18 protein-coding genes and 2 tRNA genes are annotated in these 18,572 nt (G+C 38.4%); 10 read left to right on the forward strand and 10 right to left on the reverse strand.

Annotated features, from left to right (window positions below):
- The first annotated feature begins 35 nt into the window (after positions 1 to 35).
- Genes egtB through ABD000_RS02470 form a run of 3 tightly spaced genes read left to right on the forward strand, consistent with a single transcriptional unit; the run spans position 36 to position 2,450 of the window.
- Positions 36 to 1,199 carry an ergothioneine biosynthesis protein EgtB gene (egtB, locus tag ABD000_RS02460; protein ID WP_343763350.1) on the forward strand — a complete coding sequence of 388 codons (1,164 nt, stop codon included), beginning with the start codon at positions 36 to 38 and terminating at the stop codon, positions 1,197 to 1,199.
- A gap of 3 nt (positions 1,200 to 1,202) precedes the next feature.
- Entirely contained in the window at positions 1,203 to 2,165 is a 963-nt protein-coding gene (locus ABD000_RS02465) for an L-histidine N(alpha)-methyltransferase (RefSeq protein WP_343763355.1), read from the forward strand.
- Between the two features lie 3 nt (positions 2,166 to 2,168).
- Complete coding sequence (locus ABD000_RS02470) at positions 2,169 to 2,450, forward strand: DUF427 domain-containing protein (RefSeq protein WP_343763359.1); 282 nt, start codon at positions 2,169 to 2,171, stop codon at positions 2,448 to 2,450.
- A 1-nt stretch (position 2,451) separates the two neighbouring features.
- Here the strand turns inward: ABD000_RS02470 and ABD000_RS02475 are convergent, their stop codons facing one another.
- Both ABD000_RS02475 and ABD000_RS02480 read right to left on the reverse strand, forming a co-directional pair.
- Positions 2,452 to 2,748 (reverse strand): isoamylase early set domain-containing protein, encoded by a 297-nt coding sequence (locus ABD000_RS02475; RefSeq protein ID WP_343763363.1) that lies wholly within the window; start codon positions 2,746 to 2,748, stop codon positions 2,452 to 2,454.
- A gap of 197 nt (positions 2,749 to 2,945) precedes the next feature.
- The gene (locus ABD000_RS02480; RefSeq protein WP_343763366.1) at positions 2,946 to 4,028 is read right to left on the reverse strand and encodes an aminotransferase class V-fold PLP-dependent enzyme; all 1,083 of its coding nucleotides are present in this window, start codon (positions 4,026 to 4,028) and stop codon (positions 2,946 to 2,948) included.
- Positions 4,029 to 4,090: 62 nt separating this feature from the next.
- On the opposite strand from ABD000_RS02480, the gene ABD000_RS02485 reads away from it, so the two are divergent.
- From ABD000_RS02485 to ABD000_RS02500, 4 genes are all read left to right on the forward strand, one after another.
- Positions 4,091 to 4,531, forward strand: coding sequence for a 2TM domain-containing protein (locus ABD000_RS02485; RefSeq protein WP_343763372.1), 441 nt, complete (start codon positions 4,091 to 4,093; stop codon positions 4,529 to 4,531).
- Complete coding sequence (locus ABD000_RS02490; RefSeq protein ID WP_343763378.1) at positions 4,528 to 5,019, forward strand: dihydrofolate reductase; 492 nt, start codon at positions 4,528 to 4,530, stop codon at positions 5,017 to 5,019. Before ABD000_RS02485 ends, ABD000_RS02490 begins: the two co-directional genes overlap by 4 nt.
- A gap of 27 nt (positions 5,020 to 5,046) precedes the next feature.
- Complete coding sequence (gene fabD, locus ABD000_RS02495; protein ID WP_343763383.1) at positions 5,047 to 5,928, forward strand: ACP S-malonyltransferase; 882 nt, start codon at positions 5,047 to 5,049, stop codon at positions 5,926 to 5,928.
- 125 nt (positions 5,929 to 6,053) lie between these two features.
- On the forward strand, positions 6,054 to 6,212 hold the full coding sequence (locus tag ABD000_RS02500; protein WP_343763388.1) for a lmo0937 family membrane protein: 159 nt from the start codon (positions 6,054 to 6,056) through the stop codon (positions 6,210 to 6,212).
- Between the two features lie 65 nt (positions 6,213 to 6,277).
- On the opposite strand, the gene ABD000_RS02505 is transcribed toward ABD000_RS02500, so the two are convergent.
- Positions 6,278 to 7,558, reverse strand: a complete 1,281-nt coding sequence (locus ABD000_RS02505; RefSeq protein WP_343763392.1) for a metal-dependent hydrolase family protein — start codon at positions 7,556 to 7,558, stop codon at positions 6,278 to 6,280.
- A 26-nt stretch (positions 7,559 to 7,584) separates the two neighbouring features.
- On the reverse strand, positions 7,585 to 8,754 hold the full coding sequence (locus tag ABD000_RS02510) for a DegT/DnrJ/EryC1/StrS family aminotransferase (RefSeq protein WP_343763395.1): 1,170 nt from the start codon (positions 8,752 to 8,754) through the stop codon (positions 7,585 to 7,587).
- An 89-nt stretch (positions 8,755 to 8,843) separates the two neighbouring features.
- Here ABD000_RS02510 and ABD000_RS02515 point away from each other — a divergent pair, with 89 nt between their 5' ends.
- Entirely contained in the window at positions 8,844 to 10,100 is a 1,257-nt protein-coding gene (locus ABD000_RS02515) for a 3-deoxy-D-manno-octulosonic acid transferase (RefSeq protein WP_343763398.1), read from the forward strand.
- Here ABD000_RS02515 and ABD000_RS02520 read toward each other — a convergent pair.
- Entirely contained in the window at positions 10,082 to 10,735 is a 654-nt protein-coding gene (locus ABD000_RS02520; protein WP_343763400.1) for a DUF2461 domain-containing protein, read from the reverse strand. The two genes, ABD000_RS02515 and ABD000_RS02520, sit on opposite strands and share 19 nt — an antisense overlap.
- Before the next feature lie 125 nt (positions 10,736 to 10,860).
- Here ABD000_RS02520 and ABD000_RS02525 point away from each other — a divergent pair, with 125 nt between their 5' ends.
- Complete coding sequence (locus tag ABD000_RS02525) at positions 10,861 to 11,184, forward strand: hypothetical protein (protein ID WP_343763402.1); 324 nt, start codon at positions 10,861 to 10,863, stop codon at positions 11,182 to 11,184.
- A 32-nt stretch (positions 11,185 to 11,216) separates the two neighbouring features.
- Here ABD000_RS02525 and ABD000_RS02530 read toward each other — a convergent pair whose 3' ends face one another.
- On the reverse strand, positions 11,217 to 11,993 hold the full coding sequence (locus tag ABD000_RS02530) for a S24 family peptidase (RefSeq protein ID WP_343763405.1): 777 nt from the start codon (positions 11,991 to 11,993) through the stop codon (positions 11,217 to 11,219).
- Between the two features lie 150 nt (positions 11,994 to 12,143).
- On the opposite strand from ABD000_RS02530, the gene ABD000_RS02535 reads away from it, so the two are divergent.
- Positions 12,144 to 12,506: a hypothetical protein gene (locus ABD000_RS02535; protein ID WP_343763407.1), complete on the forward strand. Its 363-nt coding sequence runs from the start codon at positions 12,144 to 12,146 to the stop codon at positions 12,504 to 12,506.
- 69 nt (positions 12,507 to 12,575) lie between these two features.
- On the opposite strand, the gene ABD000_RS02540 is transcribed toward ABD000_RS02535, so the two are convergent.
- The 4 genes from ABD000_RS02540 to mutS form a co-directional block, all read right to left on the reverse strand.
- Positions 12,576 to 15,116 carry an HYR domain-containing protein gene (locus ABD000_RS02540; protein WP_343763409.1) on the reverse strand — a complete coding sequence of 847 codons (2,541 nt, stop codon included), beginning with the start codon at positions 15,114 to 15,116 and terminating at the stop codon, positions 12,576 to 12,578.
- Positions 15,117 to 15,650: 534 nt separating this feature from the next.
- A tRNA-Leu gene (locus ABD000_RS02545) sits at positions 15,651 to 15,734 on the reverse strand.
- A 22-nt stretch (positions 15,735 to 15,756) separates the two neighbouring features.
- Positions 15,757 to 15,829: transfer RNA gene (locus tag ABD000_RS02550), tRNA-Gly, on the reverse strand.
- Positions 15,830 to 15,926: 97 nt separating this feature from the next.
- The gene (mutS, locus tag ABD000_RS02555) at positions 15,927 to 18,539 is read right to left on the reverse strand and encodes a DNA mismatch repair protein MutS (protein WP_343763411.1); all 2,613 of its coding nucleotides are present in this window, start codon (positions 18,537 to 18,539) and stop codon (positions 15,927 to 15,929) included.
- Positions 18,540 to 18,572 lie beyond the last annotated feature (33 nt).

The following is an 18,572-nucleotide window of genomic DNA, read 5'->3' on the forward strand; positions in this document are numbered from 1 at the left end:
AATGCTAACTTTGAAAGAAATCGATCTTTTCAACTATGGTCGCTACTGACGAACTCTTAGCACTTTTTACTGAAACCCGCGCGCATTCTGAAACAATCTGTGCTCCACTAAAAACCGAGGATTATGTGGTGCAACCCATCGTAGATGTTTCGCCACCTAAATGGCACTTGGGCCACACTACCTGGTTTTTTGAAGAGTTCCTGCTAAAACCTCATTATCCTGGTTATACGCTATTTGATAAAAATTTTGCCTTCGTTTTCAATAGCTACTATGAAAGTGTAGGGAAGCGAGTCGTGCGTACCGATAGGGGAAACCTCTCGCGCCCAACGGTAGATCAAATCTACGCATACAGAACTTATGTGACCAAGCATATGGCTAGTCTGATAAAAGAGCATATGACTAGCGAACTTGAGTCTGTATTAGAAATTGGCATTCATCATGAAAAGCAACACCAGGAACTGCTGTTGACCGATATAAAATTTATTCTAGGAAACAATCCATTATTACCCGCATACAATAGAGCTTTCAAAGAAAACATATCAGAATCACACGAATTAGAATGGATTTCTATTGAAGAAGGAATGTACACCATAGGTCATCAGGAAGAAGATCAATTTTGTTATGACAATGAAAAGGGAGTTCACAAGGTATATTTACATGACGTTGAAATCAGTAATAAACTTGTGACCAATCAAGAGTATTTGGAATTTATTGTACAAGGCGGATACCAAAACGCGATGTTATGGCATGCCGAAGCTTGGGACTGGATCAATTCAAACCAAATGAAGCATCCTTTGTACTGGCATAAAATTAATGATAACTGGCATCAATATACCTTAAGTGGTCTTGAACCCTTGAATCTATCTGCTCCGGTAACACACGTATCGTATTTTGAAGCCTTTGCTTTTGCTCAATGGAAAGAAATGCGGCTACCAACAGAATTTGAGTGGGAAGTCGCCAATGGATATTTTAATTGGGGACAACGCTGGGAATGGACAGAAAGTGCCTATTCCCCGTACCCTAATTATACCAAGCCAGAAGGTGCCCTTGGTGAATACAATGGCAAATTTATGGTGAATCAAAAAGTACTACGTGGTGGTTCTGTCGCCACACCATCTAAACACACGCGCTGTACGTATCGCAATTTTTTTCAACCCAATCTGCAATGGCAGTTTACCGGCATACGCCTGGCTAAATAATATATGAGCTCAACAACCACATTCGCTTCGGCATTTAAAAAGGATGTACTTGAAGGATTAACTTCATATCCTAAATATTTACTTTCAAAGTATTTTTACGATAAAAATGGAGATCAACTCTTTCAGGATATCATGAATTTACCGGAATATTATCTTACTAACTGTGAGTATAATATTATCGATCTGTATAAAAAAGAAATGGCATTGGAGTTCAACCACGACCATGGATTTGACCTTATCGAGTTAGGTGCCGGGGATGGTAAAAAAACTAAACTTCTTATAGAAGAACTCATTCATCAAAAAATTGATTTTAATTACCTGCCTATTGACATAAGTCAAAATGTCTTAGATCAACTAGAGGCATCCTTAAAAGAGTCTTATCCCGCGATGAGCGTTAAACCTCAGCAAGGCACATACTTTGAAATCTTAGAACAAATTGCAGAATACAATACCCGTAAAAAAGTAATCCTTGTGTTAGGTTCTAACATAGGAAATCTCTTGCACCCGCAAGCGATCGATTTTCTTAGAAAACTCAAAGAGGTGATGAGCGATGAGGATATGCTATTTATGGGTTTTGATCAAAAGAAAAATCCGCAGACTATTCTTGATGCTTACAATGATCCCACAGGAGTAACCGAAGCATTTAATAAAAATATACTTACGCGAATTAATAATGAATTAAACGGGGATTTTAACTCCGATCAGTTTTTACATTGGGAAGTATATGACCCTGAAACGGGTACAGCAAAGAGCTTTTTAGTAAGTAAAATAGACCAGGAAGTAACGATCGAAGATTTGCAGTTGACTACCTCTTTTAAGCAATGGGAAACCATTCACACTGAAATTTCTCAAAAATACGATGATGATGTGGTCGATTGGCTGGCTGATGAGGCGGGATTAAAAATTACCCGACAGTACGCTGATCCAGATCTGTACTATAAAAATTATATTTTTCAAAAAAAATAAGATATGAAAGCAGTTTGGAATGGTGAGATAATCGCCCAGAGCGACAAAACAGTAGTAATTGAAAATAATCATTATTTCCCGCCAGAGTCGGTAAATAAAAATACGATCGTAAAAAGTGACACCAGTTCACACTGTCCGTGGAAAGGTGATGCTTCCTACTACACGCTAAAAGTTGATGGAGAAGAAAATAAAGACGCAGCCTGGTACTATCCAAATCCCAGCCACGCAGCTAAAGATATCAAAGACCACGTGGCGTTTTGGAAAGGTGTTAAAATAGAACCCTAATCTATAACTCGACTACACTGTTATCTGCAGCTGCAAAATCATTCCACTGGTAGCGATCTGCTTCAGCGTCATTTTGCCACTGCCCATCAACAACATACTTGTATTCATACGCTTGACCTGCGGGTAAATTAAGGGTTGTTTTAAAGGTTCCGTTCTTTAATTTTTTAAGCGCAGCTTCTTCCACATTCCAGTTATTAAAGTCTCCGGCAACAGCTACAGTGCTTGCCTCTTTTGCAGGAATAGAAAAGGTTACTTTACAAACCGGTTTCGATTTTAAGAATTGTTTTTTAAGTGCCATAATTATGAGTTTAATTGGTAGGGTAAAATTAAAACTCAAAACGGTTGTCCCGCCAAAGCCTATTGATTTAGCATAATTTTTATGAACTCTTAAAATTATACCCGCACTTTTTGATAAAAATGAGAAATAATACCGCCCAAAGTAATAATCCTTCAGTTTTAATGTGCCTTAAAATTAAATATCTATCTATCTGAAAATCAACGATAACGTTTGAGCAAATCGTAAATAAGATCAATTTCTTCTAACGTATTGTAAAAATGAAAACTTAAGCGAAGCCCATCACCTCGTTGTGAACAAATCACTTTTTCTTTTGACAGATCGTCAAAAAGTTGTTGGTCTCCTTTAATGTTGAATATGGTAGAGTGATTCGCTCTGGCAACAACCTCATCTTCTAATAATCCGAACTCAGTAAATTTTTCTTTGGCATACATTGCTAGGTTATAATTTTGCTGTTGGACTTCATCACGCCCTATTTTGGTATGAAGTTTAAGTCCTTCAACCAAACTGCCATGATTTAAGGTGTCTTGATGACCGGGTTCTAATCTACCTATAAAGCTACCATCTTCAGGTTTATATTTTCCTTTAACCGATCCAAATCCCAGTGATCTGGGAAAGATTATAGCAGGAATGTGCTCTTTGAAGAGCATCAAGGCATTGCCGTAGCCACCGTTCATCCATTTATAGCCGCTGGCGATAAGTACATCTATTCCGCTTTCGCGGAAGCTAAATCGTTCTGTACCCAAGTACTGCGTTCCATCAGCAATAATGGAAAGATTAGGATAGTTCTTTTTGAGTTGATCCAAAAAGTGGAAGTCTATTTTTATGCCATTAATATATTGTACTAAGCTTAAGCATAAGAAATCAGGTTTTTCGGATTTAACAGCTTCGGCGATGTTCTGCTCCAGATTTTCATCCAGATTGGCGTATACTACTTCAAAGGTCCTAAAGGTAACTCCCCAATTGACCGAGGGGTAATCCCCGGTGAGCAACAATATCTTTGAACCTTCCTTAACTCCTTCCATCAGCATATTATACCCAAAAGAAAAATTGGGCACTAAGGCTACTTGATTCGGCGGACACTCAAAAAACCTACCTACCTCTTCTCTATACGTAGTTAAGAATTCAATTTGTTGATCCTTAAATAAGCTCCCCCGTTCAAAAAAGGACTGATCGTGTTCACGTCTAAAAGCTAGAACTGGTTCTGGCAACAAACCTGCACTCGCCGTATTCACGTAGATACAGTCGTTTAGGATAGGGAAATGCTTTCTTAAATTATTCATAAGCGATAAAGGGTAAGGGGGTAAAAACGCTACATTTGATTGAACGAAATATAGTCCTTATTATGTTTTCAAAAAAGAAAAAGGAAACCGAAATTGATCACGAACAGCGTATCCTTTTTGAACACGCACAAGAACGTATTAAGAAAAAGAAAAATCTTTACCGGCACTTTATCATTTTTCTAGCCGGTGCTGTGCTTCTTATCGTAGTTAATCTCGTATTAGGATATGGTAAAGACTTTACTATTCTAAATACAGATTGGTTTGTATGGGCTATTTTGTTATGGACATTTGTCTTTTTAATACACCTGCTCAATGTCTTTGTTTTAAATCCTTTTATCGGAAAAAAATGGGAAGAAGAGCAGCTGGAACGTTTAGTAGCCAAGCAAAAAAAGAAAATAGCAGCACTACAGCAAGAAGTAGAAAAAAATCACCCTCTCCCTGAAAAAAAAACGACCAACGATCCACAACTCCCGCTTCCAAAAAACGATTCAAACCCTTCATGAGTACAACCATCACAATGATTGCCGCTGCAGCTGAAAATGATGCACTGGGAAAAGAAAATGATTTAGTCTGGCATCTACCAGATGATTTTAAGCGCTTCAAACAAATTACATCAGGACATTTCATTATCATGGGGAGAAAGACTTTTGAATCTTTCCCAAAGCCATTACCCAATCGTACACATATAGTCATAACGCGTCAAAAGGATTACCAACCAGAAGGTTGCATCGTAGTTCACCACCTGGAAGATGCATTTAAATTAGCTGAAGATGAAAGTGAAGTTTTTGTGATTGGTGGAGGAGAGATTTATGATCAAGCTATGCCCTACGCTGATAAAATTGAACTTACCCGTGTTCATGGTACGTTTGAAGCTGATACATTTTTCCCTAAAATAGACGATAAAAATTGGGAAGTAATCCGTGAACAACATCACCATAAAGACGATCGTCACGATTACGCATTTACATATTTAACATATAGAAAGAAATAAGTATTTTTACCCTCAAATAAGAATAGTATGAAAGCATATATTTTTCCAGGTCAAGGGGCGCAATTCACAGGAATGGGTTTAGATCTGTACGAGAAATATCCAAAAGCTCAAGAGCGATTTGAAGATGCGAATGATCTCTTAGGGTTTAATATTTGTGACATTATGTTTGAAGGCTCTGCAGAGGATTTAAAGCAAACTAAAGTTACTCAACCCGCTATTTTTTTACATTCTGTTATTCTTAGTGAAGTTATGGGTGATGATTTTAGACCAGATATGGTTGCGGGACATTCCCTGGGAGAATTCTCTGCCTTAGTAGCTAATGGCACGTTGACGTTTGAAGATGGACTTCAGCTTGTCTCAAAGCGGGCAATGGCCATGCAAAAAGCATGTGAAATGCGTCCTTCTACCATGGCTGCTGTATTAGGACTAGACGATAATGTAGTTGAACGAGTGTGTGAAGAAACCAATGGCGTTGTGGTGGCCGCTAACTATAACTGTCCCGGTCAACTTGTAATTTCTGGAGATGTATTGGCGATTGAAGAAGCCTGTGAAAAGATGAAAGAAGCGGGTGCGAAGAGAGCTATCATTCTTCCTGTTGGAGGAGCTTTTCATTCTCCTTTGATGGAGCCTGCGCGAGAAGAACTAGCTTTAGCTATTGAAGCCACTATCTTTAGCAATCCATCATGCCCGGTGTATCAAAACGTAACCGCCAGCGCAGTTACTTCTCCTGAAGAAATCAAAAAGAACTTGATGGAACAACTCACAGCTCCCGTTAGATGGACCCAATCTGTACAACAAATGATTGCAGATGGGGCAACTCTTTTTACTGAGGTTGGTCCAGGAAAAGTTTTGCAAGGACTTGTAAAGAAAATAGATAGATCAGCAGAAACCAGCGGAGTAGAAATCTAATTTTTTTTGCAAAATCTTAAGAATCCTCGTTAATCCTTTACCAAATTACAGGCTTTTGACAATCAATTAATTAAAGCCAAATCATTTTTCCCTACTTTAGAATACAACCATAAAATTATAACATTATGAGAAGTATTCTTTGGCTTATCGCCGTAGTTTGTATCGTACTCTGGTTACTTGGATTTTTCGGCATTATTGCCGGCATAGGTTCAAGTAGTCTAATTCATATTTTGCTGGTAATAGCAATAATTGCAATACTGTATAATATTATACGGCGAGCATAATATCCTAAAACAAAAAAGTGCCTTCTGAAACATTCACAAGGCACTTTATATTATTAAAGTGTTGTTTATTTTTTATAGATCTCACCATTCTTCATCACAAACACCACATTTTCCATTGTCTCTATCTTTTTGGTAGGATCGTCATTCACTGCGATAATATCGGCTAAAAATCCTTTTTTGAGCTGACCTAACTGGTCATCCATTTCAAGTACTTTCGCGTTTACTACAGTTGCCGATTGAATAGCTTCCATCACCGGCATGCCTGCTTCAACCATATACCCAAACTCTTTGGCATTTTCTCCATGAGGAAATACCCCTGCATCTGTTCCAAACGCAATTCCGACTCCGGTTTTATAGGCGTTTTTAAACGTATTCTGAATTTTAGGCCCAATTTCTAAGGCTTTAGGAACTATAATCGCAGGGTAATAGCCTTCAATTTTAGCTTTTCCTGTCACGTATTTTCCTGCGGTAATCGTTGGAACGAGATAGGCATCTTTTTCTTTCATCAACGCCATAGTTTCGGCACTCATAAGCGTTCCATGTTCAATGGTCTTCACTCCGGCTCTCACCGCTCTTTGCATGCCCTCATCACCGTGCGCATGTGCAGCTACCTGCATGCCATAATCCTTTGCTGTTGTAACAATAGCCTTCATTTCCTTCTCGGTAAACTGAGGGTTTTTTCCACTTTTAGCTACGCTTAGTACACCACCTGTTGCAGTGATCTTAATCCAGTCAGCTCCATTTTTATAGCGTTGACGAACTGCTTTTGCAGCATCCTCAATACCATTTATTACTCCTTCAGCAGGACCGGGATCTCCCATCAGTTCTTTGCGTCTTCCATTTGTAGGATCAGCATGACCTCCTGTGGTACCTATAGCTTTTTCGGCAGTAAAAATTCTTGGCCCCTCTACTTTACCGGCATTAATGGCATTTCGCAGCGAAACATTTACACCACTTCCACCTAAATCCCGAACAGTTGTAAAACCCGCAAATAAGGTACGTTTTGCAATTTCCTGTGCGTTATAGGCTACATCGGCATCATTTAACACAAACGGCTCTAAATACTTATTTTTACTTGTCTCACTCTCAATATGGACGTGCATGTCAATGAGCCCTGGCATAACGACCTTATCGCTCAAATCAATAATCGTTACATCGTTTCGCCTGGAAGTTGATTTTCCATCCTCAATGTTTATAATCATGTTCCCTTCTACGATGATGGTTTTATTTGTAAGAATTTTACCAGATTGGGTATCAACGAGTTTTCCGCATTGAATATAAGTTTGTTGACCATACATCGCTGCGAAAGACGCAAAAAGGCAAAATGTTATTAGGAGATGTTTCATAGTTGGTTAAGTATCACTAGTGAGGTTTAATTTTGGATAAACTCTTTTACTTTAGCAGTAATAAATTCAATTTGTTCATCATCCAGTTCGGTATGCATGGGCAGAGAAATTACTTCATCACTAATGGTATTAGTGACCTCAAAATTCTTCTCATCATAATGTTTATCGGCATATGCTTTTTGTTTATGTAGCGGAATAGGATAATACACCCCGCAAGGTATTCCGTTTTCATTCAAATGCTTGACCAAACCATCCCTATCTACATCTTTCACTTTCAAGGTGTATTGATGAAATACGTGGCAATCACAATCGTTGCAGTAGTTACTGCTTCCGCTTGACGGGCAATGTTGTTCTACCTTAGGAGTAATAATTTGCTCAACCTCTTTAAAAGCCTCATTGTATTTTCGCGCAGCACTTCTACGCGCGTTGTTATATGCTTCTAATTTAGGTAACTTAGCTCTTAATACGGCAGCTTGGATGCTATCCAATCTTGAATTCACTCCAACCACATCGTGGTGATAGCGCTCATACATCCCGTGATTTACAATACCGCGAATCGTATGAGCTAAATCATCATCATTGGTAAAAACAGCTCCTCCATCTCCATAACATCCCAAATTTTTTGAAGGAAAAAAAGATGTGGCTCCAACATGACCTATTGTTCCTGCTTTTTGTTTTGAGCCATTTTTAGAGCGGTAGGATGCTCCAATAGCTTGCGCGTTATCTTCTATCACAAAAAGATCATGCTCTTTTGCGATATTCATGATCTCATCCATGTTCGCTACCTGACCAAATAGATGGACCGGCACAATCGCTTTTGTTTTAGACGTAATGGCGTGTTTGAGTTGGTCTATATCAATATTGAACGTATTTGGATCAACATCAATTAATACAGGCGTAAATTGAAGCAATGCGATAACCTCAACAGTAGCTGCAAATGTAAAGTCTACTGTAATTACCTCATCCCCAGGTTTTAACCCCAAGCCCATCATAGCAACTTGAAGTGCATCTGTCCCATTGGCACAGGGAATAACATGCTTTACACCAAGGTATTCTTCTAAATCTTGTTGAAAAGCATGTACCTCTGGACCATTAATAAAAGCCGCAGAATCAATTACATTGAACACAGAATTGTTGACTTGATTTTTAATTTCTTCATATTGACCTTTAAGGTCGACCATTTGAATTTTTTTCATGAGGGATAACTAGGATTGATTGAAACGAAAATACAAAATAACATTTCCATCTCCATCAAATTAGCGCTAAAGAAGTATTTTAGCAGTCAATGAAGCTCCTTTACGACCTATCCATACATATTTTTGATGCTTTACTGCCTTTATTCAAAGGAGTCAATCCTAAACTAAGGTTGTTTGTAGAAGGTAGAAAAAATATTTTCAAAACGCTTGAAAATAGCGATCTCACTCAAAAAAAAACCATCTGGGTTCATGCCGCTTCATTAGGTGAGTACGAACAGGCCGTTCCTGTATTGCAAGAGATACGTCACAGATTAAGTGACCATTTTATAGTACTTACGTTTTTTTCACCTTCAGGGTATGAGAATAAAAAAATGAGTCCGTTGGCAGATTTGATTACATATCTTCCACTGGACACTCCTAAAAATGCTGAACGGTTTATGCAAATAGTCAACCCAGACCTTAGTTTTTTTATCAAATATGATATCTGGCCAAATTACCTTCAGCAATTAAAAAAGCTCAAGGGCAAGACCTATTTAGTCTCTGGAGCATTTAAAAAAACTCAGCTTTATTTTAAATGGTATGGAGGATTTATGCGGAAGGCGCTCAACGCGTTTGACTACATTTTCCTGCAAAACCAGGCTTCTCAACAACTATTACATTCCATAGATATTACAGAAACCATTGTAAGTGGCGATACACGATTTGACCGAGTAGCGCATCAAATTGAACAAGATAATACACTCTCATTCATAGAAGATTTTGTAAAAGATCAACTGTGTATCGTATGCGGAAGCACTTGGCCTGAAGATGAAAAGATTTTAATAGATTTTATAAACTCTCCTATTGTACAAGAAAATCGTATTAAAATTGTTATTGCCCCGCATCAAATTAATGATAAGCATATCAATCAGCTAGAAGAAAAGCTAGCTGTAAGCAGTTTTCGCTACTCTAACCTTAACGGTCAAACACCCCAGCAAGTTAATGTGTTGATTATTGATGCCATTGGATTTCTAACACGTGCGTATAGTTATGCAGATATTGCTTATGTAGGCGGAGCGATGGGAGATACTGGTTTACATAATATTTTAGAACCGGCTACCTTTGGAATCCCTATAGTAATTGGACAACATTTTGATGATTTTCCTGAAGCTAAAAAACTTCGGCAACTAGCAGGATTATACAGCGTAGCTTCGGCAAAAGAGCTTCAAGATATTATGATTAAGCTCATCATGGACGAGAAGTTTCGGCGTCAAACCGGTATGATCTGCGGACATTACATCAATAGCAATACAGGTGCAACCAGGATAATAATGGAGCATGTAATGAATCAAACAGAAACCGCCTGATTGAGATACTGTCTAAATGGTAGCATTTCTTTATATACCTTGATCACATAGGTCTTAAAATTATCATCCATCACTTGTTTTTGAGTGACTTGATGTGAGACCGCAAAACTCTTGTGTCTTAACAAATCAATATGTTTATGATCACTTGAAAAACCTTTAGGAGATGTTTTCAATAGTTCTTCATCCATAAGCTCTCCAAACATTTCCTTAAAAGACGATTTAGTTAGAATACTCTTCAATTCATCCCCATTATAATCAATCGCATCTCGAATACTATCCAGGATTTCCTTTTTTGGTTTATAGTATCCGCCTGCGATAAATGATTCTGAAGTTCCTAAGTGAATATAAAAATCGCCTTGCTTTGATGCCTGATCTAAACCCGCTCCAAAATGGTCTTTATACGTAGGTTTATTAGGATGATATAGGAGATTATTATTGATCCTATTGATCGCTTTCTTTCCCGGTGTATCCGTATAATCCTCATGGATCGCAGCTAATTCTTCATTTAACTCATTAAGCCATTCTATATACCAATCCCTAACTTCGTGATAGCGTTTGCGATGCTTATCCATCCATTCTTTACTGTTGTTTTTTTGAAGATCTCTTAAGAATTCATAAAGGGCGTGAAAACTCATTTTTTCTTTTAAAACTAGGTCTTCGATGGCAAATTGAAGATGATTTATGATAAATTTATATCAAAATTTTAACAATTAAAATAATTAGTTTATTATGTTTGTTGTCTAATCAATAATTAACACTAATGAAAAAGTCAATTTTTAGCCTTGTAATCCTTGCATTATTAACTGTTTCTGTCGTTTCATGTAGAGAGACCGCAAAAGAAACCAACGAAGAAGTAGAAGAAATAGAAAATGGTATGGAGGAGATGGAAAATGACGTAGAAGAAGCGGCAGATGATGCCGAAGGTGCTTTTGAAAATGCGGGAAGAGAAATCGATCAGGAGATTGAGGAAGGCGCAAACGAAGTTAACGAAGCAGCAAATAACGCAGCAAATGAAGTTAATAAAGCAACTGAAAATGCACAACGTGAATTAAACGAAGAAATCAACGAAACAGACGATAACTAGTCTAAGCTTGATCTTACTATTAAAGGACGTCTCTACGAGGCGTCCTTTTTTAATTGTCTAAATTCTTCCTTGAGCTCCTCCATTGATTGTTGTAACTCTTTAAGCAGAGCTGAATCGTTATTGGTATCCAGTGAAAATGTGAGCTTACTACTCACTGCCCATACTTCTCTTATATCCATCATATTGACCGGCATGGGTGCATATTCTTCATTCAATGAAACTAAAATAACTTGTAATGCATTAGGTACTTTTTGCAATTTCTTGATCAAAACAGCATCCTGTAATACGAATACATATATACTTCCAGATTTAGCTTCACTAAAATTTTCAATTGCTTTGGCAATAACCCAATCACCAGGATAGAATTGTGGCAGCATGCTATCTCCTTCTATTTGAAAACCTCTGTAAGTCGCATTTCGATACTCTTTGATCGGAAATTCGAATGCTGGCAGCTGTTCGATCCATGAGGCATCAGTAATATTTTGAGGATAACCGGCGGCTGCTTTTTGATCAACCAATAAGATATTTTCATTTCCCTGATTGTCCACCACAACAGACTTAGGTGAAACATTAAGTCCTTTGGGATCCAGGTATTGCTGCATACTATATCCATAAATCCACAGGGGATTAATATGGTATTTTCGTAGTAATTGTGTAATTACTCTACCCGAAATCTTTGTACGGCCCCGTTCAATCTCAACCGTAGAATTCTTTATGCCCAGCTCCTGAGCAAATTCGGCTTGTGTGAAACCCAATTCTTCTCGTACAGCTTTAAAATTCTTAATATGAATATCTGTTTTTTTCATCATGCGTTAAATATACATATTATGGATTATTTCCACAACTTAATGGAATAATTCCTTATTGAATTGTAGAGAACAGAAATTTTAAATCTCTGTTTATCCATTATTCTGAAAATGAATACCTTTGATGAAATATAATTTCTAAAACCATTAAAGATGAAAAAACGTTACGTAGTTCTTGCCCTTAGTGCATTAACCCTGTCTCTAACATCATGTAGAGAAACTGCGAACAAAGCCGAAGAAGCTGCGGCAGAAGTCGAACAAGCCGCAGATGATGCAGCTCAAAAATTAGAAGACGCCGCCGATAAAGCCGGTGATATTATGGAAGATGCTGCTGATGATGCTGAAAAAGTAATGGAAAATGCCGAAGATAAGGTAGACTCTATTATGCATAAAGCCGCAGATAAAGCCGAAGAGGTTATTGACAAAGCAAAAGAAAAAACGACTGATGCAGTTAATAAAGCTGGAGAAGCTGTAAAAAAAACGACTAATGACGCCGTAAAAAAGATGAATCAGTAGAACAAATTCACTTTATAAAAAGGCTTTTTGATCAATTTAGTAACGATTAAAAAGCCTTTTTCTTATCTGCTATTTCTTTATAAAACGCTTAAATGCACTGCGTTCGTTACTCTCAACCTTTATAACATACACACCTGCTTGTAACATAGAAACGTCCAAAGGTATGCCAGCATTAAACTGAATTCGTTTCCCGGTCAAATCAAAAACTTGCACTCGTGCTATTTCATCTTCGCTTGTAATGTTTAGCTCTCCATGCGTAGGATTAGGATAAATAGAAAACACAACACTGGTAGAATCTTGTATTCCTAAATCCTCCTCTACAGTTAATTCAAACGTATAAAGTGTTGTATTGCCATTATCATCTGTAATAGTGATTGTAATGACGTAAACGCCCATTAATAGTTCTGTTCCTGCAGCAACATCTTGCGTTATACTATCTACTCCACAATTGTCTGTGCCGGTAATGTTTTGTGTGAAATCAAGAACTTCATAACCGGTATCTGTGGTATAGTTTACGGTTTGATCTACAGGTAGAGTATCAGCATCAAAGGTTGGTGCTATATTATCTTCTATGGTAATTTCTACCGATGTAGTAGAGGTGTTTCCGTTGACATCTGTTACAGAGAGTATAACCGAATTCGTTCCTACATCATCACAATCAAAACTGTCGTTATCCACGCTAACATCTGCTATTCCGCAGTTATCAAAAGAGGCTACATCAAGATTAGCTGCATCTAAAGTAGCCTCACCATTTTCATCTAATGCTAATGTCGCGCTGGTAGAAATGATCACCGGAGCCAAATCATCCACTACGGTTACAATCGCATCACTTTCACTACTGTTCGCATTCGCATCAAAAATGGTTAAGGTCACTACATTGTCCCCTATATTACTACAATCAAATGAATTAATATTCAATTGGAAATTTAACGAATCGCAATTATCAAATGAACCGTTGTTGACATCTTGAGGATCTATAGCTGCCTGCCCATTAGCGTCTAGACTAATCGTAATGTCCTGTGTAATAACGGTTGGAATGATATTATCCTCAATCGTAAAATCAACATCAACATTTGTTTCATTTCCACTTGCATCGGCTACCGTTAATGTCATAGTATTTAAACCAACATCTGCACATGTATACACCGTTTGCGGAATAGAAAAGAAAAGCTCATTACAGTTATCGGTAGAACCGTCATCAAAAACCGTTGGATTAATAGTTACCTCACCATTTTCATCTAAATCAAAGACTAATGATTGTATTACTGAAGCGAAAGGCGCTGTAACATCCTCAACGGTAACAACTGCCGTTTGAGAAGATGTATTTCCATTTACATCAGTGGCAGAGAGAGTAACTACATTATCTCCAATATCATCACAGGTAAAATCAGACACGTCCACGGAAAGTTCGTCAACGGCACAATTATCTGATGAACCGTTATCAATATCGCTTACGTTGATAGAAGCCGTACCGTTTTCGTCTAATACTGCAACAAAATCTTGTGTGATTACTACAGGTGCAACATTATCTGTGACCGTTACTGTAAAGGAACATGCTACCGTATTATTATCGCCATCGGTAGCGGAAAAAGAAACTGTGGTTTCTCCTAGCGGAAAAAGTGAGCCACTTGCAGGTCCCTGTGTTTGAACCGTGATCAACGTTCCATCTTGAATGTCTTCGGCTGTAGCAGGATTGAACGTTACTACTGCTCCACATGCATCTGCATCACTACTGACATTCACATCATCAGGACATTCAATTGTAGGTTCCTGAATGACAGAATCAAACATGTAAATGAAAAGGTTTACGCGCCAGTTTCGGCTTTCTGTGAATGGCGAGTGAAAGGAGTTGCGCGTCATCCCACCAAATAATACCTTACCCAGTCCAAGATTCTTTTCTGCTAAAACGATATTTGAATTATTAAGTTGATCACTCATAATCGTCGTTAGACCTGGTCCTTGAACTCTTGCATTAGCGTAAAATGCACCCCCCATTGGTGTAACTGTGGGTGTATTTGGCCCTACAAATGCGGGGAAATTAGTATTTACGACATCTGCAGAACCTATGAATGTGTTGGATATTAATTGAGTGCCATCAAATCCCAAATCTACATTTGGACTGGCTGGTGAAGGAGCTGCGTTGATTAAAATGACTCCGCCATTATTTACCCAAGTTTCTATTAGCGCAGTATTCGCGGTAAGAAAATCTTGAAATGCTGTAACCTGATCCCCGCTACCATCCATAAAAACAACGGTAGTGGTCGATACGAAAACTGTCGTGGGATTAAGCGCCTGATAAGTTGCTTTAGTCCAATTTCCGGCTCCGTAAGCTGAATTCATTATTTGCGTATTATCAAAATCGTCTAAAAAGGTAACATTATCAGATTGTAGATAATAAATATCACTTGCCTGAGCTTTATTCGCTCTGTCAGCGATTAAATCTGAACGATATGAATTAATCCGATCGATAGCAATTTGATCACATTCGGCAGGATTATATTCCTGCGAAGTACACTGTGCGTTTAAATTTGTGCTGATGGCTAGAAATCCCAGTAAAAGGAAACTAATTAAAGAGAATTTGGAGATAGAGAAGCGTATTTTTTTATCCATGTAGCAGTAGTTTATTGTACAAGATCATGAAATTAAGCAAATTAACTTAAATAAAGATTGCTTTTGCATTAAATCGTAACATGATCAAGAAAGAAAACAAAAAAATCTTCAAAAAGCAGCTATGTACCATTAAGTGCCACGTATTGCCTTCTCCTTACATCCCACAAACCAGCTCTATCCAATACATTTTTACCGAATTACTGTAATTTCAATAAAGATTCCTGGAATGCTACAGGATAAATCCAAGCAGCATTATTGAATATGTTGCGCTGCGACTATTCAATTGTGGATTTCATGAACAAAAAACCCCCACACTATGAGTAATAGCTTCTCCTTACTCAGAGGGGCTCACCAACTTCTTGGGGGTGAACACAAGTCCCGTGTTTTACTCCGTAAAACAAAAAACCCCCACGCTATGCGTGAGGGTTTCTCCGTACTCGGAGCGGTCCCCCAACTTCTTGGGGAGTGAACACAAGTCCCGTGTTTTACTCCGTAAAACAAAAAACCCCCACGCTATGCGTGAGGGTTTCTCCGTACTCGGAGCGGGACTTGAACCCGCACGAACTAATGTTCATTGGATTTTAAGTCCAACGTGTCTACCAATTCCACCATCCGAGCAACTAATATTGTTAAGCTATTGAGCGAAAAACGGGATTCGAACCCGCGACCTCCACCTTGGCAAGGTGGCGCTCTACCAACTGAGCTATTTTCGCAAAGTATATGAACGTTACCTTTGTTTTCAAAGGCGGATGCAAATTTAATACTTTTCCCGTTTCAGCAAAGTCTTTTTTAGAAAAATCACCGCACTGTTTATGCATTTGTTTTTTTTGGTCGTAACATGCGTTTAATCTCATTTAATTTGATCAAGGCCTCTACCGGAGTAAGCGTGTCAATATCAATCCCTAATATCTCTTCTTTGATCTCTTCTAACAAGGGATCATCTAAGGTGATAAAACTTAATTGAGGTTCACGCTCTGTGGCAGATTTGATGTTTCCGCTTAGTTCTTCGCTGCTGTGAGACTGCTCAAGCTTTTTTAGGATTTTATTTGCCCGATGTAGTACTTGTTGTGGCATTCCGGCCATTTTGGCTACATGAATCCCAAAACTATGTTCGCTCCCGCCGGGAATGAGCTTTCTCAAAAACAGTACATTATCTTTTAATTCTTTTACTGAAACATTGTAGTTCTTGATCCGATCAAAGGTTTCGGTCATTTCATTGAGTTCGTGGTAATGTGTTGCAAATAACGTTTTAGGTCTGGCAGGATGTTCATGCAAAAATTCACTTATCGCCCAGGCAATAGAAATCCCATCATAGGTACTTGTTCCTCTTCCAATTTCATCCAACAACACCAAACTGCGATCGCTTATATTGTTTAAGATACTGGCCGTTTCATTCATCTCTACCATAAAGGTAGATTCGCCCATAGAAATGTTATCACTCGCTCCCACACGGGTAAATATCTTATCTACTCTACCTATACTTGCCTCTTTAGCCGGAACAAAAGAACCTATTTGGGCCAGTAAAGTGATCAAGGCTGTTTGGCGCAAGATGGCTGACTTACCACTCATGTTTGGACCCGTGATCATAATCATTTGTTGATCTTCTCTATTAAGAAAAACATCATTAGCAATGTAGGGGTGACCGGCAGGTAATTGTTGTTCAATTACGGGATGGCGACCATCCACTATTCGTAATTCATAAGAATCATCAACACTCGGTCTTACGTAGTTTTTCTCTCGTGCCAGAGCGGCAAAACCGGATAAACAATCCAGCTGTGCAATTCCATGAGCATTTTGTTGAATCGGCTTTACGTATTCTATCATCCACTCTACCAATTGCTGAAATATTTGCTGCTCCAGTAAAGCAATTTTTTCTTCGGCACCTAGAATCTTAGCTTCATACTCTTTGAGTTCTTCAGTAATATAACGCTCTGCATTGACCAGAGTTTGTTTTCTAATCCAAGCGTCAGGCACCTTGTCTTTATGGGCATTTCTCACTTCAATATAATAGCCAAATACATTGTTGCTGGCGATCTTTAAAGACGTAATTCCTGTAGCCTGGGCTTCCCGCTCCAACATTTGATCCAAATAATCTTTCCCGCTGAATGCGATATTACGCAAGTCATCCAGCTCTTCAGAAAAACCTTCGGCCACCACATGTCCTTTCAAAATATTAACTGGCGCATCTTCGTATAGGGTTTCTTTGATTTTTTGTCGCAGCAAGTCACAAGGTTGTAATTGCTCTCCTATAATCTGGAGCGATTCATTTTCCGCAGAAACAGCCAGTGCTTTAATGGGAACAATTGCCTCCAAAGAGTTTTTAAGCTGAATGACTTCACGAGGTGAAATTTTAGTGGTTGCCACTTTTGAAATAAGCCGTTCTAAATCTCCTATTTGCTTAATGTAATTCACCATTTTTGCCGAAAAAGGAGTATTCGACACAAAAACCGCTACTACTTCATGACGCTTTTTGATGGATTCAAGATTTTTTAGCGGAAGCGCCAACCAACGCTTAAGCATACGCGATCCCATGGGAGAAATTGTCTTGTCAATCACATCAATTAAAGTAACCGCCTGATCGGCATGCGAATGATACAACTCCAGATTGCGTACGGTAAACCTATCCATCCAAACATACTGATCTTCGACAATGCGATTGATCGAAGTGATGTGTTTTAATTGGTTATGATGCGTCTCATTGAGATAGTATAAAATCGCCCCGGCAGCAATAATTCCTTCTTCCAGATGATCTACGCCAAAGCCTTTTAAGGAAGATGTATTAAAATGCTGATTAAGTTGTTCATGAGCGTAGTCAATTTTAAAAACCCAATCTTCAACGTAGAAAGAGTGATATTCTTTTCCAAAATTTTCATAGAAAGAAGCTTTGCGCTGTTTCGCAATAAGCACCTCACTGGGATTGAAATTTTGAAGTAATTTATCAATGTATTCTCGATCGCCCTGTGCAGTAAGAAACTCACCTGTAGATACATCTAAAAAAGAGATACCATAATTTTTTTTTGCACAGTGTACAGAACATAAAAAATTATTCGATCTGCTTTGAAGCACTTCATCATTAAAGGCTACACCGGGTGTGATTAACTCGGTCACCCCGCGCTTTACGATCGTTTTAGTTTGTTTAGGATCTTCTAATTGATCACAAATCGCAACCCGCTCACCTGCCTTTACTAATTTAGGCAGATAGGTGTTAAGAGAGTGATGAGGAAATCCTGCAAGTTCTGTTCGTTCACCACCGTTATTTCTATTGGTCAGTACAATATTAAGAATGCGGGCAGTGCGCACAGCATCTTCACCAAAGGTTTCATAAAAGTCACCGACTCTAAACAATAGTAAGGCGTCAGGATGCTTTGTCTTGATCGCATTGTATTGTTTCATTAAAGGAGTGACTTTCCCTTTTTTAGCCATAGTAAAATATAAGTCGTATGATGAACTGCTAAT

Origin of the sequence: Gangjinia marincola, from assembly GCF_039523415.1 — a bacterium.
Lineage (GTDB): Bacteria > Bacteroidota > Bacteroidia > Flavobacteriales > Flavobacteriaceae > Gangjinia > Gangjinia marincola.